The following is a 25,729-nucleotide window of genomic DNA, read 5'->3' as shown; positions in this document are numbered from 1 at the left end:
TTTCGAAGGAGGGCCGAAGTTTCGGGACGACTGAGAAATCTTTTAAGTATTATTCTTCCATAATTCAATAGGTCTCGACTCCGCTCGACCAGACAATTATGGCAGGTAGACGCTCGGTTTTGGAAGGACTGAGAAATCAATTCACTTATTGAGGTTCTCTGAGAGGTTGAAATGTCGAAAACATGACTAGGTTATAGTCGTGCTTCGAAGTCAAATAGGGTGACACATCGAATATTGAATTATTATGATGGCCTCGCTTTGGATGATAATTACAATCGTAAATTTTAAACCTGGAATTTTGAATCTTTCTGACTCCAAACTATTTTCCGTTGGCAGCGGCTCTTTCTTCAAGCTCTTTTTGAAACTCCTCCATCACTGGTTTTACCGTACTTTCCGGTAGGTCTGCAATTCTGATGTACATCAATCCATCCACCGCATCGTTGAAGAGCGGGTCCACATTAAAGGCTACCACTTTCGCGTTTTGTTTGATGTATTTTTTGATCAGTACGGGAAGCCGGAGATTTTCGGTTTCCAGTTCATCTATGATCCTATCAAACTTGTTGAGGTCGGCTTCGCTTTCGTCGAAAACCAGGTCCTTATCGGCATCTTCCAGTTTGACCTTGAACTCTTTTTTCGGCCTTACATATTGCGCGACGTATGGATCGTAATAATTGGATTTCATGAATTCGATCATCAGGGATTTTGAAAAATCACTGAACTTATCGCTGATGGTCACCCCGCCAATAAGGAATTTATGTTCTGGGAACCTGAGCGTACAATGCACGATTCCCTTCCAGAGAAGGAAAAGTGGCATTGGTTTTTGCTGGTATTCCTTTATGATAAATGCCCGGCCCATCTCAATGGACTGGCTCATCATTTTGTGGAGTTCCGGTTCAAACCTGAAAAGATCCTGGAGGTAGAAGCCATCAATCCCATGGTTGGCGAAGATCTCATTGCCCATTCCCATTCTATAGGCACCGGCGATTTTTTCTGCTTCGCTGTCCCAAAGGAACAGGTGATGGTAATATTCGTCAAAAGCATCCAGGTCAACGCTTTTGTTCGTGCCTTCACCTACCTCGCGAAAAGTGATCTCCCGGAGTCGTCCAATTTCGTTCAGGATGTTAGGGATCACTTCTCTTTTAGCCAGGAATACTTCGTAATTTTTACTGAAAAGAAGCCTTTTATCCATTTTTCGGCAATTATCTACCTCGATCTTCATAAGCTCCAGGTTAGTCTCTTCTGCGATCTCTTTTGGCGACCTTGGTATCTTGATCCTCCTCGGAAGTTTGGCGAGCAGGTTCTTCTTCTCGAAAACGTTCGCCAGCATATAGGTTTTTCTACGTAAGAATGCGGTATACGCCTCCAGGTTGGTGTGTTCCTGCTGATCTTCTACCGTAATAGGATGACCAATTCTCACCATAATCTTGCGTCTTTTTTGAGACAGCATTTCACTGGGTAATTTTGCCGTTCTAAGCACATCGCTCATCGAGGCAAGCCGGTAAAAGAACAGGCTGTTCTTGGCGTGAAAATAAATTGGCACCACGGGAACCTTCGATTTTTGGATCAGTTTCATGGCAGAAGCTTCCCAGGGTTTATCCACGATCTGGTTATGCTCACGGTAAGTAGAGACTTCGCCTGCCGGAAAGATCCCAAGGGCATTCCCTTCCTTAAGATGTGCAATGGCCTTTTTCATTCCGCCAAGGCTGGATTGGGCCTCTTTGTGTTCTTCAAACGGGTTGACCGGTAAAATAAAGGGTTTCAATGGTTCCAGGCGATGTAGAAGAAAGTTCGCGATCACCTTGTAATCGGGTCTTTTTTCAAGCACCGTTTTCATCAGGATCATCCCGTCAATTCCACCAAGCGGATGATTGGAGATCGTTATAAATGGTCCTTCTTTTGGGATTCTCTTGAGATCTTTTTCCGGGATCTCGTAATCGATCTCGAATTCCTCGAGAATAGATTCGATAAATTCGGTCCCTTTCAGGTTTTTTCGTTTATCGTATTCCTTGTTGATCCTGGAAAGCTTGGTTGTTTTGAGGATGAGCCATCCAATCCCGGTACCCAGGAAGCCAAATTTCTTCAGATTCATCACATTGGCAACTTCCCTGGCACTAACGATTCCCATGATTTTGATTGGTTTGGTTCAATCAAAAATAAGAAATCAAAAATTAGTTTTCGGTAACCAGCTGTACAGTATTTTGGGTGAGCTGTTTTAAAAGCACCTTTTTATCTCTCTCCAGTTCGTTAATTGCCTGTTCGTTAAAGTGCCGAATCGTGTATAGCGATACGCCTGTTTTGTAGGATACTTTGAACCTGGCCTTTAGATGCTGAATGAGCTTTTCAAGCTGGTTGAACTTATTGTCCACACAAACCCGGAAGCTGATCGCAGAATTCTGAATAAGATCTACTTTCATCTGATACTGGTGGAACAATTTGAATATTTCTGAAATGTTTTCCTCAACCATAAAGGAGAAATCCAGGGATGAAAGGGAAATCAAAACCTGGTCTTTTTTGACAATAAAACAGGGTACCTCGGGAATTATGGTTTTTCCCTTGCTTACCGCGGTACCATTTCCTTCCAGGTCTATAAAAGACCGAACGAATAACGGAATTTCCTTTCGCTGTAGCGGTTGTAATGTTTTTGGATGAATTACCGAAGCTCCGTAAAATGCCAGTTCAATCGCTTCCTCATAAGAGATCTGGTTCAGTAGTTCGGTTTTGCTGAAGTAACGCGGATCAGCGTTCAGGACACCGGGCACATCTTTCCAAATAGTAACACTTTCGGCATTCAGGCAATACGCAAGTATAGCCGCCGAATAATCTGAACCTTCCCTGCCAAGTGTGGTGGTGAAATTATTAGGGTCTGAAGCGATGAATCCCTGTGTGATATTAAGCTTTTTCGGATCTGTTTTTTCCTGTATCAAGTCCAGGGTTTTGGGCCAGTTCACCTGGGCATCGCGATAAGTGCTATCGGTTTTGATAAGTTCCCGCGCATCCAGCCAGGTAGAATTGAAATGGAGAGAATTAAGGTATTCACTAACGATCGTGGTGGAGATCAATTCGCCGTAGCTAACGATCTGGTCGTATACGAAATCGTACTGGTTGGATTTATTATGATCGAGGAAGTTCTCCAGTTCGGTAAAAAGAGCGTTTAGTTTATTGAAAACAGGTGCACTGGAGTCAGGAAAAAGTTCCCTGGTGATGGCCAGGTGAAAATCGCGCACCTCGTTCAGGCTTTGCGGGATCTGGGAAAAATTAAGGTAATCCTTTACGACCACTTCCAGTGCATTGGTGGTTTTCCCCATGGCAGAAACCACGATAAGTTTGTTATCGCTACCGGTTTCCTTCAGTACCTTAATAAGATTTTTTACGCCATTGGCATCTTTGACCGATGCTCCCCCGAACTTATATACCTTGATCACTTTTTCTTTACATTTTTCTGAATGCCACTTTCTTCCATGTGAACGGTTTTCCAGCTTTCTTTTATTTCGGCACCGGTATTTTCATAGAATTCGATCGCATTTCGATTCCCTTCAGAAACCACCCATTCTATTCGTTTAACACCATGATCATGACCATATTTCACCACCTGTTTGTATAATGCTCCACCTAATCCGGTTCCGCGCATGCTTTCGCGTACAATTAGGTCTTCCAGGTGAACGGTTCGTCCTTTCCAGGTAGAGAATCGGAAATATACCAGAGCCATACCTTCGATCTTCCCATCCACATCAGCAACGAAACACTTAAAATTTCCATGGTCGAAACCCTCCTTTTCGAGATCGGCGATGCTAACTTCAACATCCTCCAGGTGGTTTTCGTGTTCAGCGAGTTCTTTTATGAGCTCAAGTACCTCGCTCATGTCTTCTCTTCTGGCTTCTCGGATCGTATATTCCATAATTCAGATTTTTAACAAAAATACGGATTGCTTTTTTTAAGGCTATTAATTCGGTCTTAAAGGATTCCTTTATTCTTAAGATAATGCTGCATGGCCTGTTCGTCCATTTGTACGGTATCCCAGACTTCCATCACATCGGCCCCGCTGCGCCTGTAAAAATCGGCGGCATCCTTATTCCAGTTAAGAACAACCCATTCCACGCGTTTGACCTGTTCCTCGTGAGCATATTTGATGACCTCGGTATATAGTGCTGAACCCAGACCTTTGCCTCTATATGCCTCCCGAACGATGAGGTCTTCCAGGTGAACGGTCTTTCCTTTCCAGGTAGAATACCTGAAATAGACCAGCGCCATTCCTTCAATTTTTCCATCGATCTCACCAACAAAACACTGGAAAGAAGGATGCTCACCAAATCCGTCGCGAATTAGATCATTTTCATCGATGATCACCGCATCCGGTTCTTTTTCAAAAACTGCCAGCTCATTAATAAGCTCCAGGACTTCACCCATATCATCTTTGTGGGCTTTTCTAATTGAGATCTTCATGTATGCTTTTTAATTAATCTAGTTTGATACGAATTTAAGGCCAACGATCGAGGCGATCAAAGTGCCTATAAAGAACAACCTCCAGAAACCTGTTGGTTCATTGAAAACCAGGATGCCTATCAAAGCAGTTCCTACCGCACCTATCCCGGTCCAAACTGCATAGGCTGTGCCAATGGGCAATTCCCTGGTTACTTTTACGAGCAGGATCATGCTTATGGCCAGGCAAACAAGGAAGCCTGCATACCACAGGATCGCTTCATTTCCTGTCGCGCTTTTTGCTTTTCCCAGGCAGGCCGCAAAGGCTACTTCGAATAATCCTGCGATGATGAGTAAGATCCAGTTCATAAGCTCTCTGAGGCTGTTGATTTACCTTCACAAATCTAAACAATGATTTACTTTATATACGAAAACGTTGTAGTAAGTGAGAATTTTAATATTTTAGCCAGCCTAAAAACAAATTTTACCCATGCCTAAGCCAAACCAAACTCTTGGAGAATTCATTATCGAAAACCAGGCCCACTTTCCAGGATCTTCAGGAGAGCTGTCAAGATTGATCAATTCTATTAGACTTGCCGCGAAAGTGGTAAATCACGAAGTGAACAAGGCGGGTCTCGTAGATATCATTGGGGCCTATGGCGAAACCAACGTTCAGGGGGAAGATCAGCAGAAGCTGGATGTATATGCCAACAACAAATTCATTCAAACCCTAACCAACAGGGAGATCGTTTGCGGAATTGCTTCAGAAGAAAACGATGATTTCATACAAATCAAGGGGCATAAAGGCGATCACCAGAATAAATATGTGGTGTTGATGGATCCGTTGGATGGAAGTTCAAATATCGACGTGAATGTATCGGTAGGAACCATATTTTCGGTTTATAAAAGGGTAACGCCAATTGGAACTCCGGTGCAACTGGAAGATTTTCTGCAACCGGGAAATAACCAGGTAGCGGCGGGGTATATTATTTACGGTACCTCTACCATGCTTGTGTACACCACTGGCTATGGTGTTAACGGTTTTACGCTCAACCCTGCTCTGGGTTCCTGGTATTTATCACATCCAGATATGAAGTTTCCTGAGGAAGGCAGAATTTACTCGATCAACGAAGGGAATTATATCCATTTTCCGCAGGGCGTGAAGGATTATATCAAATACTGCCAGGAAGAGGAAGGTGACAGACCCTATACTTCACGATATATAGGCTCGATGGTGTCAGACATTCACCGAAATATGATCAAGGGAGGTATCTTTATTTACCCAAAATCATCCAGGAACAATAGCGGTAAATTAAGGCTGCTATATGAATGCAATCCTATGGCTTATTTGACCGAACAGGCGGGAGGAAAGGCCAGTGATGGTTTTACCCGTATTCTGGATATCAAGCCCACTGAACTCCACCAGCGAGTGCCATTCTTCTGCGGAAGCCGAAAAATGGTTGAAAAAGCTGAAGAGTTTATGAAAAATGCCAATGAGAAGACCTCTCAGACCTTATCAGAGTCTTTTTCCAGTAAATAACGATAGTCCTCAAAATTGATCTGTCCGGTAAAGATCTGGATAGATCTATTGATGATGCCTTCAGAAGCCTGGCTGGAAAATCCAAGGCCAATGGCGTAGCGCTTAATGAGCTCGGTCTCTTCATCATCGATTTCATGATCGGCGAAAATGATCCTGAACAGGTCATGAAGGCGTTCCAGTCTTCTTTCAATGCTGTTGTAGGAAGAAAGCGGGAACAGCTTTGGGTTCTCGATCACCTTTTCATACTCTTCTTCGCTAATATCCAGTTTTCTGGCAAAGCGGTTCAGTAATTTTTCTTCATGTTCGTTTATTTCACCATCCACAGCGGCTAGATTCACGATGGAAGCAAAATGACTAAGGTTTCTAACATGCTCTCCCGAGCCGAATAAATCTGAAAAAGACATTCTAATAATTTGGTTTGTTATACAAATATAAAGAAACAGGCAGGTTTTTTCTGCCAAAGCATCTCTAAAATAATTAAGCTTAGGCATTCGCTAATCTTTTCTTAATCCTTTCTTCCGGCCAACGCAATTCTTTAAATTCAGAATTCTTCTGAATGAATTATGGAACAACCGCTGTTAGCATTTAATGACAAAGGGATCTACTGTGCCCAGGCCGATGTATATCTCGATCCATGGAAGCCGGTAAAAAAGGCAATTATTTCCCATGGACATGCCGATCATTCCCGCTGGGGACACTCAAAATATATCACTCATCATTCCAATATTCCTATCATCAAACACAGGCTTGGCGAAATTAATGCTACTGGAAAGGAGTGGAACGAAACTTTCCTGGTGAACGGCGTGAAATTCAGTCTCCACCCGGCAGGTCATATTCTTGGTTCCTCACAGATAAGGGCCGAATATAAAGGAGAGGTGTGGGTCTTTACGGGGGATTATAAAACCGAGGATGATGGCGTGGCGGTACCTTATGAACCGGTAAAATGCGATACGTTTATTACCGAATGTACATTTGGATTGCCCGCTTTTAAGTGGATGCCGCAAAACCAGGTTTTTGATGATATCAATTCCTGGTGGCAACAAAATAGAGAAGATGATAGAACCTCGATCTTATTCGGGTATTCCCTCGGGAAAGCACAGCGTCTTTTAAAGCATCTTGATAGCAGTATCGGAAAAATATACACTCATGGTGCTATTGAAAATATGACGGCTGTTACCAGGCAGCTTATAGATTTTCCTGAAACCACCCTGATCACCCGCGAAACCAAAAAAGAGGAGATAAGAGGGAATATAGTTCTGGCGCCTCCAAGTGCGCATGGATCCCCCTGGATCAGGAAAATGGTGCCTTATGTGACAGCTTCGGCAAGTGGATGGATGACCTTTAGAGGTGCCCGTAGAAGAAGGGCGATCGATAAAGGATTCGTATTGAGTGATCATTGCGACTGGCAGGGGCTGCTAACTTCGATCAAAGAAACGGGTTGCGAGAAGGTGATCTGCACCCATGGCTACACCGATATTTTTTCCAGGTATCTCAGGGAACAAGGCTATGATGCAAGAACTGAGGAAACACAATACGAAGGCGAAACCGGTCAGCTGGAATCTGAAAACGAAAAGGAATCGGCATGAAGCGTTTTGCAGAATTAATTAGGACACTGGACAGTACCAATAAGACCACCTTAAAAGTGGAGGCGCTTACCGGGTATTTCAGGGAAGCTACTCCTAAAGATAAGGTATGGACGATCGCCATTCTCAGCCATAGAAGACCACCGCGGCCGGTGAACACGACTCTGATGAGGGAATGGGCTTCAGAACTGGCAAATATTCCCTTATGGCTTTTCGAGGAATCCTATCATATCGTTGGCGACCTGGCAGAGACCATTGCTTTAATTATTCCGGCTTCTGAAGACTCCAGTGAAAAAAGCCTGAACCAATTTCTTGATGAGATCATTGAATTAAAGGCTAAATCTGAAGAAAAAAAGAAGGAATACCTGGTCGAAAACTGGCAAAATCTTAATTATTACGAGCGCTTTGTTTTCACTAAACTTATCACCGGAAGCTTCCGAATTGGAGTCAGTCAGAAATTAATGACCCGGGCCCTGTCTAAAGCTACCGAGATCGATGAGGATATCCTGGCTTATAAACTGATGGGGAACTGGGACCCGGCCAGCATCAGTTTTGAAAAGCTGATCCTGCAGGAAAATGAAGAAGATTATCTTTCGAAACCTTACCCGTTCTATCTTGCCTATGCTATTGAAGATGAACCGGAAGAACTGGGTGATGTGAGCGATTGGAGCGCCGAGCATAAATGGGATGGAATTCGCTCCCAGGTGATCATCAGGAATGATGAGCTGTTCGTTTGGAGTCGCGGTGAAGAACTGGTAACCGATAAATATCCCGAATTCCAGGCATTTGTTGAATCCGTTCCAAACGGGACTGTGATAGATGGCGAAATTTTGCCTTTTCCGAAAGGTGAAATAGGAACTTTTAAAGACCTGCAAACACGTATTGGAAGAAAGAATATCACCAAAAAACTTCTGGCTAAAACACCTGTCATTTTAAAGGCTTATGATATCCTGGAATGGGAAGGAGAAGATATCCGGAACAGGGCCTTTCAAGATAGAAGGCAGATCTTGGAGCAATTATACGATGATTTAAAGACCGAAGAAATTCCGCTGCATTTGTCGCATAGCATTCGATTTGAGAACTGGGAAGAAGCTGCCAAAGAAAGGGGGAATTCGAGGGAAGTAAAATCGGAAGGCTTAATGCTAAAGAGGCTGGATTCACCCTATCTTGTTGGCAGGAAAAAAGGAGACTGGTGGAAGTGGAAGGTAGATCCGCTAACCATAGATGCGGTGCTTACTTACGCTATGCGAGGGCATGGACGCCGAAGTAATTTGTTTACCGATTATACCTTCGGACTTTGGGATGAAGAGAAGGAGGAGCTGGTGACTTTTGCCAAGGCCTATTCGGGTTTAACCGATAAGGAATTCAGAAAGCTTGATGCCTGGATCAAAAAGAATACCCTGGAACGTTTTGGTCCGGTAAGAAGTGTGACGCCACACCATGTTTTTGAGATCGCCTTTGAAGGGATAGCCGAATCAAAAAGGCATAAGAGCGGGGTGGCAACCCGGTTCCCCAGGATCATGCGCTGGCGTACTGATAAGAAGATAGACGAAGCAAACACGCTGGATGATCTGAAAGCTCTTATTCCGTGAGCTGTAGACCTCACAGGTTTTTAAAACATTTGAGGTCTAGAACAAGGGCTCTGATTTTTAGAAAAATTTAAGATTCTGATGAATAAATTTGGTATCTGAATTGTAATTTTTTTTGAGTGTATTTCTAATTTCTGTCGAAATTTAAATAGGTATTATCATGAGAACGAACATTCTAGTTTTGATGCTTATCATGATGGGGATTACGGGATGTGATGCCCAGGAAACGAAAGGAACTGCAGCTGTTCAGGACCAGGTAGAAAAAGAAAATATCCCTAAAGGGAACTGGAAAGTGAACAGGGAATATGACGAAAACGGGAACCTGATCAGTTATGATTCCACCTATGTGTATTCCTATAGCACGATCAATGGTGACACTGTTCAGCCGCAGGATATGGATGAGATCTTTAAGGATTTCAGCAGGTTCTTTAAAAATGAATACCAGATGGGACCTTCGGCTTTTATGGGATCATTTTTAAATGACAGTATCCGTGGGAACAGGGATTTTTTTGAAAAGGATTTTTTTAGTGACCGAATGATGTCTGAACATTTTCGGGAACAGGTAAGAATGATGGATTCCATCAGGAACCAGTTTTTGAAACAGCATTATCCGGGAATCTATTTTGAAGATCAAAAAAAGATCATTCCCAGAGAAAAGACAACAACTGAAAATGGAACGATTTAATTAAAAAGACCAGAGAGACCTTCAACCTTCGGGCGATCTTCCGAAGGTTGTTTTTTTATACGAAACAGGCTTACAGGTATGCAAAGAAAAGAACTTATTAAACTGGCTGATGATTGGTTCGCCAACCAGGACTGGAAGCCATTTAAATTTCAGAAAGATACCTGGAAGGCCTACCTGCAAAAAAAGAATGGCTTATTGAACGCCCCTACCGGAAGCGGGAAAACCTATGCGCTTTGGGTGCCCATTGTGCTCGAGTATATCAGGAAAAATCCCGATTATAAGGAGAAGCATAAAAAAGGTTTAAAAGCCATCTGGATCACGCCGCTCAGAGCACTTTCCGTAGAAATTCAACAAGCCGCTTCCCGATTTGCTGAGGAAATGGGAACAGGTTTTACAGTAGGCATCAGGACGGGAGATACACCACAGAAAGAACGTTCTGCCCAGAAAAGATCGATGCCAGACCTGCTGATCACTACCCCGGAGAGCTTGCATTTACTGTTATCGTCTAAGAACTATGGTAAAATGTTCAAAAACCTGGATGCGATCGTGATCGACGAATGGCACGAACTGCTGGGAAGTAAAAGAGGTGTTCAGGTAGAATTAGCCCTGTCAAGATTAAAAACTATATCAAAAAATCTGCGTATCTGGGGAATTTCCGCGACCATTGGGAACCTGCAACAGGCTCGGGAAGTATTGTTGGGACCGGAATCGCAAGCCCTGGAAAATTCGGTGATGATTCGGGCTGATATCGCGAAGAAGATCGAGGTGAGATCCATCATTCCGCAGAAAATGGAAAATTTTCCCTGGCGTGGTCATCTCGGAATTCACCTTTTAGAGGAGGTGGTGCCCATTATCAATAATTCAAGAACTACCCTGCTTTTTACCAATACTCGCTCCCAGTGCGAGATCTGGTTTCAGAAGTTATTGAGCAAACATCCTGAATTTGCCGGTGAGGTGGCCATGCATCATGGCAGTATTAATAAGGAAACCAGGCTATGGGTAGAGGAAGCCATCAGGAATGAGAGTCTAAAAGCTGTGGTTTGCACATCCAGCCTCGACCTGGGTGTGGATTTCGCCCCGGTTGAAACGATAATACAGATAGGTGGGCCAAAGGGAGTGGCAAGATTTCTTCAAAGAGCAGGGCGAAGCGGTCACCAGCCAGGTAAGACCAGTGTCATATATTTTCTTCCTACTCATGCGATCGAGCTTATTGAGGCTTCAGCACTTCAGAAGGCGGTTGAGAAAAAGGCTGTTGAAGACCGTATTCCTTACCTGATGAGCTTTGATGTGTTGGTTCAATACCTGAATACACTTGCGGTTTCAGATGGTTTTTATCCGAAGGATATTTTTCCTGAAATATCCTCAACCTTCTGTTTCCAGGGAATTACAGAAGAGGAATGGCTGTGGATCCTCAATTTCATCACCAAAGGCAGTCAAAGCCTTCAAGCCTATGATGAGTACAAGAAGGTGGAAATCCTGGAGGACGGTAAATTCAAGATCACTAATCGCGGAGTGGCGATGAGGCACCGTTTACAAATTGGCACTATCGTAAGCGATGCGATGCTGAGCGTGAAATATATGAAAGGCGGGTATATTGGGACCATCGAGGAATGGTTTATTTCCAAACTGAAACCTGGAGATGTATTTACTTTCGCCGGAAGAAACCTGGAGCTGGTGCGTATAAAGAATATGCAGGTGCTGGTTCGAAAATCGAAAAAGAAAACTTCCAAGATCCCCAGCTGGATGGGCGGAAGAATGACTTTTTCAGCACAAATGAGTGAATTGCTGCGCGAAGAAATGTATACGGCTTCAGCTTTAAATAACGGTCAGGGGCGAACCAGGGAACTGGATGCGCTGGCCGGGATCTTCAAAAGACAGAAAAGAGAATCGATTATCCCCGGCAATGATGAGTTCCTTATCGAAACCTTTAAAACCAGGGAGGGTTATCATGCAATTTTCTATCCCTTTGAGGGGCGTTTTGTTCATGAGGCCCTGGGAAGTTTACTGGCTTACCGCATAAGTCTTTTAAGCCCCATCAGCTTTTCCATCGCTTTTAACGATTATGGTTTTGAATTGCTTTCAGACCAGGAGATCGATATGCAGCAGGTGATCGATAATAATCTCTTTAGCGCCGATTTTTTAATGGACGATCTCTATAAAAGTTTGAACGCTACCGAAATGGCCCGAAGGAAGTTCCGGGATATTGCGGTTATCACTGGACTGGTCTTTACCGGCTACCCTAATAAACTGGTTAAAAGCAAACACCTGCAGTCTAATTCTCAGTTGCTGTTCAGTGTATTCAGGGATTATGAAAAAGATAATTTATTGTATCAACAGGCCTTTCGGGAAACCTTTGAACATCAACTGGAAGAAGGCAGGTTGCGAATGTCCCTGGAGCGTATTGGTAATCAAAAGATCGTTTGGAAGCAATGCGAAAAACCTACTCCATTTTCATTCCCGATCATTACCGACAGGCTTCGGGAAAAATTGTCTTCAGAAAAGCTGGAAGACCGAATTCGAAGAATGCTTAAATCACTGGAAAAATGATTAATCTCTGAATTGCTTTTCCAGGTAGTGCCGCACCAGTTCAGTAGTTACACCAAATGCCACATGAGCAAAAAGCTCGTTCATTTGCATCCTGATAGGTACATCGGTTGGTTTGGGTTCCAGGCCTAATATAGGTAAAGAAGTTTCATGGGTGGAAGCCCAGGTGGTTGCTCCAAATATGACCCCGTCCATTGGTCGAAGGCCTAAGCGATCCTTTTTTCCGTAGCCGTAAGCAGCACCAAGTGATCCTCCCACAGGAAGGTTTACCAGTTGTTCAGCCATGGCTTCATTCTGGGTACTGATGGGTGTTCCGGTAATTTTGGTTGAAAGATCATCAACGATCTTGATCTGGGCAGAGCGTTGTTCAACTTTCCTAACGGGTAGAAATTGCTCGATAAGAGATTTCACAGCGGTACCGGCGAGTCCACCAACAAATCCGGTGATCAAACTGCGGCTAGTTTTAGACATATAACTGTCACTGGTTAGAAAGTTGCTCATACTCATATGCTTTTTCGTTTCAGAACTAAAACTATCCAATCAGGTGTTTTTCTCCAATCATTTAACAAGGATTTGACATAGGATCTTTAAAAATTAATATTTTTGAGTATGAGTGAGAAACTAAACATAGCCTATATACAGGCCAATTTACAATGGGAAAATGCTGAAGCGAACCGTAAATTATTCGAGGAACGCATCGGTGAAGTTTCAAACCAGGTAGACCTGATCATTTTACCTGAAATGTTCACTACTGGGTTTAGTATGAATGCCGAAAACTTGGCCGAAGAGACCGAAGCCGAGACGCTCGAATGGATGCGCTCGCAGGCTAAAAGAAAGGACGCTGCAATCACCGGCAGTGTGATCATTACCGAAAACTCCAATTATTATAACCGACTCTTTTTCGTCTTTCCAGACGGTACCTATAAACTTTACGATAAACGACACACGTTCACCCTGGCGAAGGAAGATCAAACCTATACCGGCGGGAAAGAACGACTTATAGTTGATTTCAAGGGCTGGAAGATCTGCCCGCTTATCTGTTACGATCTGCGGTTCCCGGTTTGGGCAAGGAATACGGTAGATTATGATCTCCTGATCTATGTAGCCAACTGGCCCGAAAAGCGCATCAACGCATGGGATGCACTTTTAAAAGCAAGAGCGATTGAAAATATGTGTTACTGTGTTGGATTGAACCGCACGGGAACAGATGGAGACGGCTATGTCTATAATGGACATTCGGGGGTTTACGATGTGCTGGGTAATGAAATGAACCAAACCAATCGCGAAGATGAGTATGTGCTTGAACTAAGCCTGGATAAAACGGACATGCTGGATACTCGAAAAAACCTGAAATTTCTCCAGGACAGGGACCGTTTTAGTTTAGATCTATAGGCTGATTGGTGTCCCAGTTTGCACGAACCTCGAGCGTATCGGTAAAATACTTGATCACTTCAGGCTGTACCTTTTTCAGGTAATTCCCGGTGTCCCATTTTCGATTCTCATTGGAATCAAAGATCACCTTAACCAGGTAATCGCCTGGGTTCAAATACCTGAATGTAAAATTGCTGGTAGATTCTGAATACTGCTCGGCGAGCACTTTTCCCCGGGTGTCTGTAAGCTGAACGATCACCGGGAAGCTGTCAAGATCCTGGAAATTCAGAATAACGGTACCGTAATCGGTTAAGGCTTTGGTTCTCATGCTCTGAACGATGGTATCGTTGGTAGCCATAAAAAGATCGGTTATCGCACCAGGCAGCGCCGAAACCTGGTAATTACTAGCCGGTGCTTTTTCGAATTTCAGAACCAGCTCATTTTTCAGCGGATCAAATGCGGTATTAAAAGGAACCTGTACAGAATCCTGGTCCATGATACTAACCAGTTCCTCGTTATATTCAATAATAGGAGTATTTGCCTTGAATTTGAAATCGTCAGTCAGGCTACCGGTTTGGGTAGTGACTTTAAGAGAATCGCGTTCCAGCTTACCAAGCCTGGCAAGCAGGGTATCTCTTGTTGTAGGAGTAACCACTTCAAAAGTAAGGCTGTCTGATTCCGGCCTTATATTATACCAGTAATACAAGCTATCCTTTTCAGCATCCTTAACAACCCGGGAAATATATCCTTCCGGTTTTGGATTCAGCAAATTGATGGAAAGGCTGTCCAGGTCTGGACTACCCTCGTAGCCAAACAGGATCTGGTTACCTTTTAGAATGGACGGTCTTTTTGGTGCGAATTCCAGTTCCTCCTTAAAAACCGTAATTTGGAAGACGCTATCTGTAGGCAAAGTGATGGTTCTTTCCACAAACCCGATCTTTTCACTTTTTGGATTGTAGAGATAATTGGAATTTTTATCCAGCAATCCCACCATCTTGTAGCTTCCTTCTTTCAGGTTTTCGAGGGAAAAAGTAAAGGTGCTGTCCTGGGAGTAGGTGATATATCTTGGTGTGTCTTTAAATACGATCGAATCGGTATAAGTTGAATCGACCTCGTAAAGCATGATCGAAATGGCTCCTGAAGGTTCCTTCAAACTTGCATCCTTGACCGTACCCGTAACTATCAGGGAATCTATATAACTGCCTGTAGAAAATACATATTTGAAATAATCATACGGGTTGCCCTCGTTATTGTCTACAATGCTTTTTCCGAAGTTAATGGCGTAAGTAGTGTTCTCTTCCAGGGTGTCGAAAATTTCGATCTTGATGTCTTTCCTGGCCAGACCTAAAGGCATGATATTCGGCTTTGGATCCATGGGAGGGGAAATGATGATCTGCTGCTGGGGTTTGTCCAGCTTGATATATTCATCAAAAAAGATCCTGATTTCCTTTTTATCGAAATTAGTGGTGTAATTTTCTGGGTTTGCCTTGATGAACTTCGGCGGTTCCTCGTCTATTGGTCCTCCTTCGGGCATTCCTCTTTTGGCACACTGGATTAGGCTAAATAGGCTGATTAGAACTAAAATATATCCGGGTATCTTCCTGGCCATGAAAATTAAAATCTTTTAGCAAAGAAACGATTATTTTAAATTAGTACATAAGCCTAATCGGTAATTGCCATTGTGGCGATGCTCAATTTTACTCCGGGGACCTCGAGTAACTTGTGGGAGCAGGCTTCCAGCGTGGCGCCGGTAGTTACAAGATCATCGACCAGCAGCAGGTGTTTATTTTGGATGTTTTCAGCATTTTCGATGCTCAGGGTTTCTTCAAGTTTACCCCAGCGAGAGATTCGGCCTTTCAATGTTTGTGTTTGAGAGGCGCTAACTTTTAACAGAATTGTATCCAGATATTCGGCATTTAACGCCCCGGCGATCTCTTTTCCAAAATCCTCAACCTGGTTAAAACCTCTCTGCTTTAGTTTTTTTCTATGAAGCGGAACCGGGATCACCGCGTCGATACCTCGAAATGTACTGGCTTCCTTAAGTTCTTCGCCAAGCCATTTTCCCAGGTAAATACCTATCTCACGGTGGCCCCTGTATTTGAGGTCATGAATAAGCTGCTGAACGCCAGCCTTTTTCCGAAAATGTAAAAGGGCAGTGGCATTTTGGATCTTAACCCTGCCGTAAAATACTTTTTTCACAGGGTTCTCGTTATCAAGGTGATATTTAGTTACCGGAAGGTCATGCAAACAGGTGGTACACAGGATGTGCTCGTTCTTTAATAGCTCTGCTTCACAAATATGACAGGCGGGAGGATATAATAAATTAAGGAAATCGTGAAACATTTGTTAAGTAACTCTGGCATACTTTTTTAATTCTTATAAATTTACAAACTAAATTATACTTATGATGACAGAAAAGAAAAACAATACTGCATTGAAAGTTCTTACAGGTATTCTTGCTGTAGCCCTTGTTGCGCTTAGTATATATACCATTAAATTCTATAACGAAGAGAAGGAAAACAAGGAAATACTTCAAAAGGAGAAAGCCGTGATCGAAGACGAGCTTAACGACCTGATCATCAAATATGATGAAGCAATTGAGGAAAATGAGGTCATGGACCAGGATCTGGTAAATGCCCGTGACCGAATTGCGAGACTCCTGGATTCAGTTAAGGATAATGAAGCTAACCTTGTATTGATTTCAAGATACCGTCGTGAAATTGGTGACCTGAAACAGGAAAAAGACAGGCTTTTTAGAGTAGTGGATAGCCTTAGCGCCCAGAATGAGCGTTTGGTAACTTCTTTAGACAGCACCAGTGTTGCTCTGGAAGAAAGAACCAGGGTTTCAGATTCTTTAAGGAATACTAACCAGAACCTGGCTACCAAGGTAGATAAGGCTGCCCGGTTAAAGGTGACCAGTCTTTCAGGTGAAGGAGTGATCGTAAGAAATAGCGGTAAGATCGTGGAGAATGATAACAATAGAAGGGTAGACCAGATTCGTACCTGCTTTACGTTAACCGCGAACGATCTGGCTGAAGCTGGAGAAAAGAATATGTATGTCCAGGTTTATAACCCGGATAATGAACTGGTAGGAGACCAGATCGTTGTGCAGCATGAGGGTGGGACCATGGTTTACAGTTCCAGCTCGAAAGTTTATTATGAGAACGAGGAACTTGATGTGTGTATCCTTTCCAATGCAGAGGAAGCGAAATTGTTAGAAGGTAATTATAAGGTTTATGTGTATAACGATGCCTTGTTACTGGGAACTGCAAGTTTTAGTTTAAAATAAATTCGAAAAATTTAATTTAAGCACCGCCCTGGGGATAATTCAGGGCGGTTTTTTTATTTTTGCGCCATGGCAAAACAAGAAGATCTTTTTAAGAACGTAATCTCCCATGCTAAGGAGTATGGGTATATTTTCGCATCCAGTGAAATCTATGACGGATTAAGCGCCGTTTATGATTATGGACAGAATGGAGCCGAATTAAAGAACAATATCAAGGAATACTGGTGGAGGAGCATGACTCAGTTACACCAGAACATAGTGGGAATCGATGCAGCCATCCTGATGCATCCAACCACCTGGAAAGCTTCAGGACACGTTGATGCTTTCAACGATCCGTTGATAGATAACAAGGATTCCAAGAAGCGCTATCGTGCTGATGTGCTGGTTGAAGATCATGCCGAAAAGCTTTTGCAAAAAGCCGAAAAGGAGATCGCCAAGGCTAAAAAACGCTTTGGAGATGACTTTGACGAGGAAATGTACAAGGAGACGAATCCGCGGGTTAAGAGATACCTGGGAGAACGAAAAGAGATCCTCGAAAGACTGGCCAAGTCGCTTACTGAAGAAAACCTGGCCGATGTAAAGGCTTTGATCGAAGAGTTGGAGATCGCAGATCCTGAAACCGGTTCAAAGAACTGGACCGAGGTAAGGCAATTCAACCTGATGTTTGGAACCAAACTGGGAGCTTCAGCCGAATCTGCCCAGCAATTATACCTGCGTCCGGAAACAGCCCAGGGAATCTTCGTAAATTTCCTGAACGTTCAGAAAACCGGAAGGATGAAAATTCCATTCGGAATTGCCCAAATTGGGAAAGCCTTCAGAAATGAGATCGTGGCGAGACAGTTCATTTTCAGGATGCGTGAATTTGAGCAGATGGAAATGCAATTCTTCGTTAGACCAGGGCAGGAGCTCGAATGGTATGAGAAATGGAAGGAAGCCAGGCTTAACTGGCATCGTTCTTTAGGGCTTGGAGAAGAAAATTATCGTTTCCATGACCATGAAAAACTGGCCCATTATGCCAACGCAGCAGCCGATATCGAATTCGATTTTCCATTCGGATTCAAGGAACTGGAAGGTATTCATTCCAGAACCGATTTTGACCTGAAGGCTCACGAAGAACATTCAGGTAAAAAGCTGAGGTTCTATGATCCTGAAATGAAGGAAAATTACGTGCCTTATGTGATCGAAACCTCTATTGGTCTGGATCGTATGTTCCTGGCCGTACTTTCGGCTTCCCTGAAAGATGAACAATTGGAAGATGGCAGCTCAAGAACCGTATTGAAATTACCAGCCGTGCTCGCACCAACCAAAGCGGCGATACTTCCGCTGGTGAAAAAAGATGGCCTGCCGGAAATGGCCCAAAAGATCGTTGACGATCTTAAATGGGATTTCAGGGTGCAGTATGACGAAAAGGATGCTATTGGAAGACGCTACAGAAGGCAGGATGCCGCAGGAACCCCATTATGTATCACGGTAGATCATGATTCACTGGAAGACCAGTCGGTTACCGTTAGATTCCGCGATACCATGGAACAGAAAAGAGTGCATGTAGATGAACTTGCCGGTCTTATCAAAAAGGAAACCGATTTTAGAACCTGGATGAAGGATTATGTGTAGCAAAAAAACCAAACCTGTTAAGAATTATTTAAGAAAGGCAATTGAAGTATTCATTGCCTTTTTTTATTCAGGTTACCTGCATATTGTCTATTTTTAAAGAATTATCGAAAGACCTTGATTTGATGAAAAGAATTTTACTTCTCTATATTTTCAGCTTAATTTTTCATCTGAATGTTTTCGCACAGAACAAGGAGAAAGCAGGCCCTGTTTTTATAGATTCGGCTATGGCCGTACCATCGAATTCCCTTTCTAAAAGCAAGCTGGTTCCACCTTCTACCGCATTTAAGCTATATAATCCGCGAAACAGGGGAATCAACAGGATCGTTCCGGGAAAAGGCCTGCCAAAAACCGAAGATCCTGCACTTCAGAAAAAGATGGGAGACATACAGGGAAGGAGTCCTATTCTAAATTTTGATGCGGTTGTATCAAGGGCTACTCCAACCGATCCAACAGGAGTCGCAGGACCCGATCATTATCTAAATGCCTGGAATTCGGCATTCTCGATCTGGGATAAAGAAGGGAACCAGATCGTTCCGCCTGCTTCCCTTGCCAGTATAGGCGGAGAATTCTCTAATGAAACTCTTGGAGATCCTATCGTGGTCTATGATGAAGCTGCGAACAGGTATATCATAAGCCAGTTCAGCGATACTCCCGAAAGTTTTTTGATCGCCGTATCCAGAGGTCCAGACCCTGTGAATGATGGCTGGTTTACCTATCGTTTTCCAACAGACGGGGTTTTGCCCGATTATCCAAAAATGTCGGTTTGGGGCGATGGCTATTATTTTACCACCAATAAAAATTCAAGAACTGCAGACGAAAGCCCGGTTATCTACGTGATGGAAAGAGACCGAATGCTGGAAGGGGAATCGGCACGAGTGGTCGCATTTCCGCTGCCTGGTATTGAGACCAATGGATTCTATAGTCCTGCTGGTTTCAATTCTATAGGGAATGAATTGGCACCGCGAGGAAATTCACCAATCATATATATGCAGGATGATGCCTGGGCAGGCGTTTCAGAAGATCATTTAAAGATCTGGCTGGTGAATGTTGACTGGAATAATCTTTCGGCTTCCACGATTTCTGAAAGCCAGGAATTGAATTCAGCCGCCGGCGTGTCGCCATTTAGTGCCAGTTTTGATGGTGGATCTTTCAGCAATCTTGCTCAACCTGGTGATGCACCAGATGTCGATGCCCTGCAGGCGACGATGATGTATATGACCCAGTACCGAAGATTTGATTCTCATAATTCGGTGGTGCTGAATTTTGTAGTGGATATAGATCCTACTGCTGCTGAACATGCCGGGATTAGATGGTATGAATTGCGACAGCAGTCTGATGGTGGCGCCTGGAGCGTTTACCAGGAAGGTACCTTTGCACCAGATAGTCGGGATCGTTTTAGCGGAAGTATTGGTATTGATGTAAGAGGGAATATCGGCCTGGCCTATACCGTCCTGGATGATAATCCTTCAAATCCTGTTTTCCCTTCCTTGAGATATACGGGAAGATTTGTAAATGATGAACGGGGAGTGATGACCATTGAAGAGCAGTCTATTATCGAAGGTGAAAGTCCTAATCCCAATACGCGATATGGAGATTATGCGCACCTGAGTGTTGATGCGGCAGATGGCATTACCTTCTGGCATAATGGAGAGGTTTTCAGGGGAGTGGAAAGAGTGAACAGGGTTGGAGTTTTCAGGATAGCGGCCAGTGAGCCAAATGATATCGGGGTTACTTCACTGGTAAGACCTGTTGATGCTACCCTTGGCACTTCGGAAGAAATTACGGTGAATATTCGAAATTTCGGGACTAATGCACAGTCTGGTTTTGAAGTCACCTATAGCCTTAACGGTGGGCCTGAGGTTACCGAGATCTTTGAGGAAACCCTGCCTTCTGCTACTGCAGCTCAGTTCACATTTGAAGAAACAGCAGACCTTTCTGAAATTGGGGAAACCTATACCCTCAATATATTTACGAGTCTTACCAATGATTCTGATCTAGAAAATGACGGGATCGAAGTCGAGGTAAGCAACCTTCCTCCTAACGATATTGGGGTAACCTCCATAGATGCGCCCATAACCGGTGAAGGGCTAGGGAGCAGTGAGCAGGTTACCGTGACCATTGAGAATTTTGGAGGAGAGTCGCAACAGGGTTTTCCGGTACAATACCAGGTTGGGAATAATTCGCCGGTTAACGAGACCGTAACCGAGTTGCTTCCGGTAGGCGAAAACCTGATCTATACTTTTAGCCAGGACGCAAACCTGGGATCTTCAGGCAGGTATAATATAACCGCCAGGACCCGACTGGAAGACGATTTTGACCCAACCAATGACTCCGAAACCAAATCGGTTGCGAACCTGGATTGTATTCCTGAAGGAGCCGATTGTAGCTTTGGCGACGGGATCTCCTATTTTGAACTGGGAGATATCCTGAACGAACGTATTCCCTGTGGTGATGGGTATATCGATTTTATAAGTTCTTCTACTGAACTGGATCGAAACGAAGGTGATTTTACCCTGCGCGTTCAATCTTATTTTGCACAGGAAGATTTTGAGCAATTTTCGATGTGGATCGACCTTAATGATAATGCAGTTTTTGAAGATAGCGAACGCCTGATCACTTCAGAAGTGATCCCTGAAGCCAACACCTGGTTCGAATACGATTTCAGCCTGCCAGCCAATGCCGCACTTGGGCAGCATCTTTTAAGGATACGTGCCGGTGATACCAGGTATGACGGAGACCTGAACGATCCCTGTGATGTGATGCAATATGGAACTACTCATGACTACTCGGTGAATATTTTAGACAGCAGCCTGGATATTGAAGATTTTATCCTGAACGAAGCCGAACTTGCAGTGGTTACCGAAGAAAATGGTGTTTACAGGGTGATCATGGAGACCAGTTTTAACGAGCCACTAAGGATCACCGTTCATAATGTGCTTGGCCAGAAAATGGTGGAGAACCAAATGGTTAACCAGGGCGATGGCTATGTATACGAATTGGATATGTCTTATGCAGCTAAAGGAGTTTACCTCGTTAGGGTTGGAACCCGAAACGTAGGAAAGGTCACTCGGTTTATAGTGCGCTAAACTTTTTGATCTAAAGAGGTCAATCTAACTTCCGCCATATTTGCTTTTAGGCCAGATAGCCTTATTTTTGAGGAAATTTGAAATAAATGACGATAATTTCCTATAATGTTAATGGTATTAGAGCGGCCATCCGTAAAGGTTTTCTGGAATGGTTGCAACAGGCAGATCCCGATATAGTTTGTATCCAGGAAACAAAGGCCCATCCAGATCAACTGGACCTGGAAGAATTTGAAAAGGCCGGATACCCTTATCATTACTGGCATTCTGCACAAAAAAAGGGATATTCAGGGGTTGCGATCCTGAGTAAGACCGAACCTAAAAATGTGGCTTACGGGACCGGTATCGAGCATATGGATTTTGAAGGAAGGAACCTGCGGGCCGATTTCGATGATTTTTCGGTAATGAGCCTCTACCTGCCTTCAGGAACCAATTCGGCCCGACTCGACCATAAATTCAGGTTTATGGATGATTTCCAGGAATATATTGATGAGCTGAAGGAAGACATCCCTAACCTTATCATTTGCGGAGATTACAATATTTGTCATGAAGCAATCGATATTCATGATCCTGTGAGACTTAAGACCGTTTCAGGCTTTTTACCTGAAGAAAGAGCATGGATAGACTCGTTCATGAAAAGCGGATTCATTGACTCTTTCCGTCATTTCAACGATGAACCCCATCAGTATTCATGGTGGAGTTACCGGGCGAATGCCCGAAACAATAATAAAGGATGGAGGATCGACTATAACCTGGTGGCAGAACCTTTAAAAGACCGTTTAAAACGAGCGGTTATTTTGCCAGAAGCATACCATAGCGATCATTGCCCCGTTCTAGTAGAAATCGAATAAACTTAAATTATGAAAATTTACCCCCTATTATTTCTGGCTATACTTTTAAGCCTGAATTCCTGTGTTTCTAAGAAAAAGTATGGTGACCTGGAGAGCAGGACAGCAGCACTTCAGCGCGAAAACAGGAGCATGAATGAAGATCTTGAGAACTTCAGAAGATCTGAAAAAGCTATGAAAGAGGATTTCGCGGCACTTCGAAGTGACTATGATAATCTTAGCATCGAGCGTAATGAACTCATGGAAGAACTCAACGCGGTAAGAAAGAACTACGAAAGCCTGGAAGCCTCCTACGACGCCCTTGAGAAGAACAGTTCTGCAGCCATTGCTGAGAATTCAAGACAAAACAGGGCGCTGCTAGCCGAACTGGATGAAAAGGAATCGGTTTTGATCCAGGAAAAGGCGAGGCTGGAGAAACTGGAACGGGACCTGGCTCTAAGGTCGCAGCGCATTGATGAACTGGAAGCGGTTATCGCTGCAAAGGATGCGAAAATGAACGCTCTTAAAGAGGCCGTTTCTAATGCGCTTACCAATTTTGAAGGTAAGGGCCTTAGCGTGGAACAAAGAGATGGGAAGGTATATGTTTCTATGGAAAATAAACTGCTTTTTGACTCCGGAAGCTGGGCGGTGAATTCAGAAGGAAGAAAGGCCGTTCAGCAATTAGGAGCGGTTCTCGCGAATAATCCTGATATCGCAGTTCTAATAGAGGGGCATACCGATAATGTGCCTTATGGAGGAAGCGGTCAGCTTAAAGATAACTGGGACCTTTCCACAAAACGAGCGACTTCGATAGTTCAGATCCTGAGAGAAAATAAAAATATAGATCCTGAAAACCTTACCGCAGCTGGTAGGGGAGAATATGCCCCGGTAGCTTCTAACGATACCGAAGCCGGGCGTTCAAAAAACAGGAGAATCGAGGTGATCCTTACTCCTAAACTGGATGAGATCACTAAAATGCTTAATGAAATAGAATAGTAAATGAAGTATACCAAACTTCCGAATACCGATTTAAAAGTTAGTAAGATCTGCCTGGGCTCCATGACCTGGGGCCAGCAAAATACCGAAGCTGAAGGGCATGCACAGATCGATTATGCCCTGGACCAGGGTGTTAATTTCATCGACACTGCCGAGATGTATTCGGTGCCGGCACGACCCGAAACCCAGGGTAGTACCGAGGAAATTATCGGCAGCTGGATCAAAAAGACAGGTAGAAGGGATGATGTTGTGATCGCATCTAAGGTTGCAGGGCCCGGTGAGATGGTTTCTCACATTCGCCCAAATCTTGGTTTTCATAAAGAGGCGATGGAAGACGCCCTATACAAAAGCCTGAAACGACTCCAAACCGATTATATCGATCTCTACCAGTTGCACTGGCCGGAACGGAATGCCAATTTCTTTGGTAAGCTGGGTTATGATCATGACAGCGATGAGGAATGGGAAGATAACTTCAGGGAAGTTCTGGAAAACCTAAACCATTTTATCAAACAGGGAAAGATCAGGCATATTGGCCTTTCTAATGAAACGCCTTACGGATTGATGCGATTCCTGGAAGAAAGTAGAAAAAGTGAACTTCCAAAGATTGCAACCGTTCAGAACCCGTATAACCTTCTCAATCGTAAGGACGAGATAGGTTTGACTGAAATCCTGCACCGCGAAAATGTTGGTTTATTCCCTTATTCGCCACTGGGTATGGGAACACTAAGCGGAAAGCACCTGGATGGAATTAAGGAAAATACCAGGCTGAGTCTTTTTCCGCAGTATTCAAGATATTCTAACGACCGGGCAGTGGCAGCGACCAGGAAATATAAGGAACTTGCCGACGAGTATAATATGAGCCTGACTCAACTGGCACTGGCTTTTGTTAATCAGCAGCCTTTCGTGACCAGCAACATCATTGGTGCGACCAGCCTGGAACAGCTTAAGGAGAATATCGATAGTATAAATGTGGAGTTAACAAAAGAGATCCTGGAAGGCATCGAAGAGATTCACCGGGAGATTCCGAATCCGGCGCCTTAGAACGCAGGTTCAACCAGGCTTTCGTGAATATACATCGAGCGATCCTGGATGTCCCTCACATGGAACCAGTCCTCAGCTTTTCCCTGGACGAATAAGGTATCTCCTAATTTTCCTTTTTTAAGTACCTGGGAGTTGTAGGCGGCAGGCCTGTCCCTAAGGTTGGCAAGGCTGGAGCTTATCTTTAATCGGGTGGCAATGTCTTGCTGAAAATCTAAATTAGGTTCAGGATTCTCTGTTCTGTACACGAATCCTAAAGGATTGAGCGCACCCCGTCCAGATTTGTAAATTCCAAAATGTAAATGAGGAGGTGTGGTCCTGGCGTTTCCCGTATTTCCAACGAATCCTAACGTGTCACCTTGCTGTACCCTGCTTAAACCGGGAACTATACTATCCAGGTGAGCATAATATAAAGACTGGTTTCGTTGCTGATCCCTGAGCCAAACCTGTTTTCCTCCTAATCCCTTTTCTCCGGAGAAGCCAATACGGCCCTGGGTTGCTGCCAGCACTGGCGTTCCGCGGCTGGCGAAAATATCGATCCCCTCATGGTTTCGTTTGCCACCATCACGAATGTCACCCCAGTAGCTACCAATATCCTGGTTTTCTCCATCCATAACCGGAAAAAGATAGGCCGGTGATTTTTCAACCTGTATTCTGAATGGGGAGTTGGCTTCGATCTCTGGCTGAATGACGATCTTATAAATACCACTTTCCTGAATTTCAAAGTTCAGGCTTTTCATACTGGCCTTTCCCGATGCGATCTTTTCAAATTTTCCGCCTGGATTCACTTTTCGGTATAATTCCGAAAAAACCAGGGTAGATGTGCTGTCTGTTTTTGTTTCAACATTAAGAACTTCTCCCGGCATCATTACGGCCTGGTAGGAATAGATCGCAAAATTCCTGGGTTTGAAAGAACCGGTTTCGGTATAGGGGATTTCGATCTCCAGGCTGTCATTTAAAGCCTGCTCTGTCCTGTTTTCCCATAACTGAAAGATCTCATCAGGTATATCGTTTTCCTTTTGATAGCGCTCCTTTTCAGAAAGTCCTGAAATCAGTTTTTCAGCTTTCTCCAGCTGTGAACAGGAAGAAAGTAAGACTAACAGAATAATCCCGGAAATTCGTAGGTGTAGCAACTTTTTCATACCGGGTATTTTTAT

At 43.8% G+C, this 25,729-nt stretch carries 22 protein-coding genes; 12 read left to right on the top strand and 10 right to left on the bottom strand.

Features of this window, described 5'->3' with window-relative positions; genetic code table 11:
• Positions 1-319 precede the first annotated feature (319 nt).
• Genes MKO06_RS03620 through MKO06_RS03600 form a run of 5 tightly spaced genes read right to left on the bottom strand, consistent with a single transcriptional unit; the run spans position 320 to position 4,785 of the window.
• Entirely contained in the window at positions 320-2,125 is a 1,806-nt protein-coding gene (locus MKO06_RS03620) for a GNAT family N-acyltransferase (protein WP_241550975.1), read from the bottom strand.
• Positions 2,126-2,168: 43 nt separating this feature from the next.
• A complete protein-coding gene (locus MKO06_RS03615; RefSeq protein ID WP_241551022.1) occupies positions 2,169-3,419 on the bottom strand; it encodes an aspartate kinase in 1,251 nt (416 codons plus the stop codon).
• Positions 3,419-3,895, bottom strand: a complete 477-nt coding sequence (locus MKO06_RS03610) for a GNAT family N-acetyltransferase (protein ID WP_241550974.1) — start codon at positions 3,893-3,895, stop codon at positions 3,419-3,421. The genes MKO06_RS03615 and MKO06_RS03610 overlap by 1 nt, the downstream gene beginning before the upstream one ends.
• Before the next feature lie 56 nt (positions 3,896-3,951).
• Positions 3,952-4,440, bottom strand: a complete 489-nt coding sequence (locus MKO06_RS03605) for a GNAT family N-acetyltransferase (protein WP_241550973.1) — start codon at positions 4,438-4,440, stop codon at positions 3,952-3,954.
• An 18-nt stretch (positions 4,441-4,458) separates the two neighbouring features.
• Positions 4,459-4,785: a DMT family transporter gene (locus MKO06_RS03600; RefSeq protein ID WP_241550972.1), complete on the bottom strand. Its 327-nt coding sequence runs from the start codon at positions 4,783-4,785 to the stop codon at positions 4,459-4,461.
• 121 nt (positions 4,786-4,906) lie between these two features.
• Here MKO06_RS03600 and fbp point away from each other — a divergent pair, with 121 nt between their 5' ends.
• The gene (fbp, locus tag MKO06_RS03595; protein ID WP_241550971.1) at positions 4,907-5,956 is read left to right on the top strand and encodes a class 1 fructose-bisphosphatase; all 1,050 of its coding nucleotides are present in this window, start codon (positions 4,907-4,909) and stop codon (positions 5,954-5,956) included.
• Here the strand turns inward: fbp and MKO06_RS03590 are convergent.
• Positions 5,923-6,360 (bottom strand): TerB family tellurite resistance protein, encoded by a 438-nt coding sequence (locus tag MKO06_RS03590; protein ID WP_241550970.1) that lies wholly within the window; start codon positions 6,358-6,360, stop codon positions 5,923-5,925. The two genes, fbp and MKO06_RS03590, sit on opposite strands and share 34 nt — an antisense overlap.
• A 159-nt stretch (positions 6,361-6,519) precedes the next feature.
• Between MKO06_RS03590 and MKO06_RS03585 the strand changes: the two genes are divergently transcribed.
• The 4 genes from MKO06_RS03585 to MKO06_RS03570 all read left to right on the top strand — a co-directional run bounded on the left by MKO06_RS03585 (position 6,520) and on the right by MKO06_RS03570 (position 12,360).
• Positions 6,520-7,542, top strand: a complete 1,023-nt coding sequence (locus tag MKO06_RS03585; RefSeq protein WP_241550969.1) for a ligase-associated DNA damage response exonuclease — start codon at positions 6,520-6,522, stop codon at positions 7,540-7,542.
• On the top strand, positions 7,539-9,131 hold the full coding sequence (locus MKO06_RS03580) for an ATP-dependent DNA ligase (protein WP_241550968.1): 1,593 nt from the start codon (positions 7,539-7,541) through the stop codon (positions 9,129-9,131). Before MKO06_RS03585 ends, MKO06_RS03580 begins: the two co-directional genes overlap by 4 nt.
• A 157-nt stretch (positions 9,132-9,288) precedes the next feature.
• Positions 9,289-9,813, top strand: coding sequence for a hypothetical protein (locus MKO06_RS03575; protein WP_241550967.1), 525 nt, complete (start codon positions 9,289-9,291; stop codon positions 9,811-9,813).
• 78 nt (positions 9,814-9,891) lie between these two features.
• Positions 9,892-12,360, top strand: a complete 2,469-nt coding sequence (locus MKO06_RS03570; RefSeq protein ID WP_241550966.1) for a ligase-associated DNA damage response DEXH box helicase — start codon at positions 9,892-9,894, stop codon at positions 12,358-12,360.
• Here the strand turns inward: MKO06_RS03570 and MKO06_RS03565 are convergent, their stop codons facing one another.
• On the bottom strand, positions 12,361-12,858 hold the full coding sequence (locus MKO06_RS03565) for a DUF1440 domain-containing protein (protein ID WP_341849943.1): 498 nt from the start codon (positions 12,856-12,858) through the stop codon (positions 12,361-12,363).
• A gap of 108 nt (positions 12,859-12,966) precedes the next feature.
• Between MKO06_RS03565 and MKO06_RS03560 the strand changes: the two genes are divergently transcribed.
• Complete coding sequence (locus tag MKO06_RS03560; protein ID WP_241550964.1) at positions 12,967-13,749, top strand: amidohydrolase; 783 nt, start codon at positions 12,967-12,969, stop codon at positions 13,747-13,749.
• Here the strand turns inward: MKO06_RS03560 and MKO06_RS03555 are convergent.
• Both MKO06_RS03555 and MKO06_RS03550 read right to left on the bottom strand, forming a co-directional pair.
• Entirely contained in the window at positions 13,733-15,337 is a 1,605-nt protein-coding gene (locus MKO06_RS03555; RefSeq protein WP_241550963.1) for an Ig-like domain-containing domain, read from the bottom strand. The two genes, MKO06_RS03560 and MKO06_RS03555, sit on opposite strands and share 17 nt — an antisense overlap.
• A gap of 53 nt (positions 15,338-15,390) precedes the next feature.
• Positions 15,391-16,071, bottom strand: coding sequence for a ComF family protein (locus MKO06_RS03550; protein ID WP_241550962.1), 681 nt, complete (start codon positions 16,069-16,071; stop codon positions 15,391-15,393).
• Between the two features lie 61 nt (positions 16,072-16,132).
• On the opposite strand from MKO06_RS03550, the gene MKO06_RS03545 reads away from it, so the two are divergent.
• From MKO06_RS03545 to MKO06_RS03520, 6 genes are all read left to right on the top strand, one after another.
• The gene (locus MKO06_RS03545; protein ID WP_241550961.1) at positions 16,133-17,017 is read left to right on the top strand and encodes a hypothetical protein; all 885 of its coding nucleotides are present in this window, start codon (positions 16,133-16,135) and stop codon (positions 17,015-17,017) included.
• A gap of 66 nt (positions 17,018-17,083) precedes the next feature.
• Entirely contained in the window at positions 17,084-18,628 is a 1,545-nt protein-coding gene (locus MKO06_RS03540) for a glycine--tRNA ligase (protein ID WP_241550960.1), read from the top strand.
• A 122-nt stretch (positions 18,629-18,750) separates the two neighbouring features.
• Positions 18,751-21,714 carry a T9SS type A sorting domain-containing protein gene (locus MKO06_RS03535; RefSeq protein WP_241550959.1) on the top strand — a complete coding sequence of 988 codons (2,964 nt, stop codon included), beginning with the start codon at positions 18,751-18,753 and terminating at the stop codon, positions 21,712-21,714.
• Positions 21,715-21,800: 86 nt separating this feature from the next.
• On the top strand, positions 21,801-22,562 hold the full coding sequence (locus MKO06_RS03530; protein WP_241550958.1) for an exodeoxyribonuclease III: 762 nt from the start codon (positions 21,801-21,803) through the stop codon (positions 22,560-22,562).
• 9 nt (positions 22,563-22,571) lie between these two features.
• Positions 22,572-23,534, top strand: a complete 963-nt coding sequence (locus MKO06_RS03525; protein ID WP_241550957.1) for an OmpA/MotB family protein — start codon at positions 22,572-22,574, stop codon at positions 23,532-23,534.
• 3 nt (positions 23,535-23,537) lie between these two features.
• A complete protein-coding gene (locus MKO06_RS03520) occupies positions 23,538-24,575 on the top strand; it encodes an NADP(H)-dependent aldo-keto reductase (RefSeq protein WP_241550956.1) in 1,038 nt (345 codons plus the stop codon).
• Here MKO06_RS03520 and MKO06_RS03515 read toward each other — a convergent pair.
• The gene (locus tag MKO06_RS03515) at positions 24,572-25,714 is read right to left on the bottom strand and encodes a peptidoglycan DD-metalloendopeptidase family protein (protein WP_241550955.1); all 1,143 of its coding nucleotides are present in this window, start codon (positions 25,712-25,714) and stop codon (positions 24,572-24,574) included. The genes MKO06_RS03520 and MKO06_RS03515 overlap by 4 nt on opposite strands.
• Between the last annotated feature and the right edge of the window lie 15 nt (positions 25,715-25,729).

It is taken from the genome of Christiangramia oceanisediminis, assembly GCF_022570735.2.
Lineage (GTDB): Bacteria > Bacteroidota > Bacteroidia > Flavobacteriales > Flavobacteriaceae > Christiangramia > Christiangramia oceanisediminis.
Note: the sequence above shows the minus strand (reverse complement) of the source record. Positions and strands in the feature narration are given on the sequence as shown.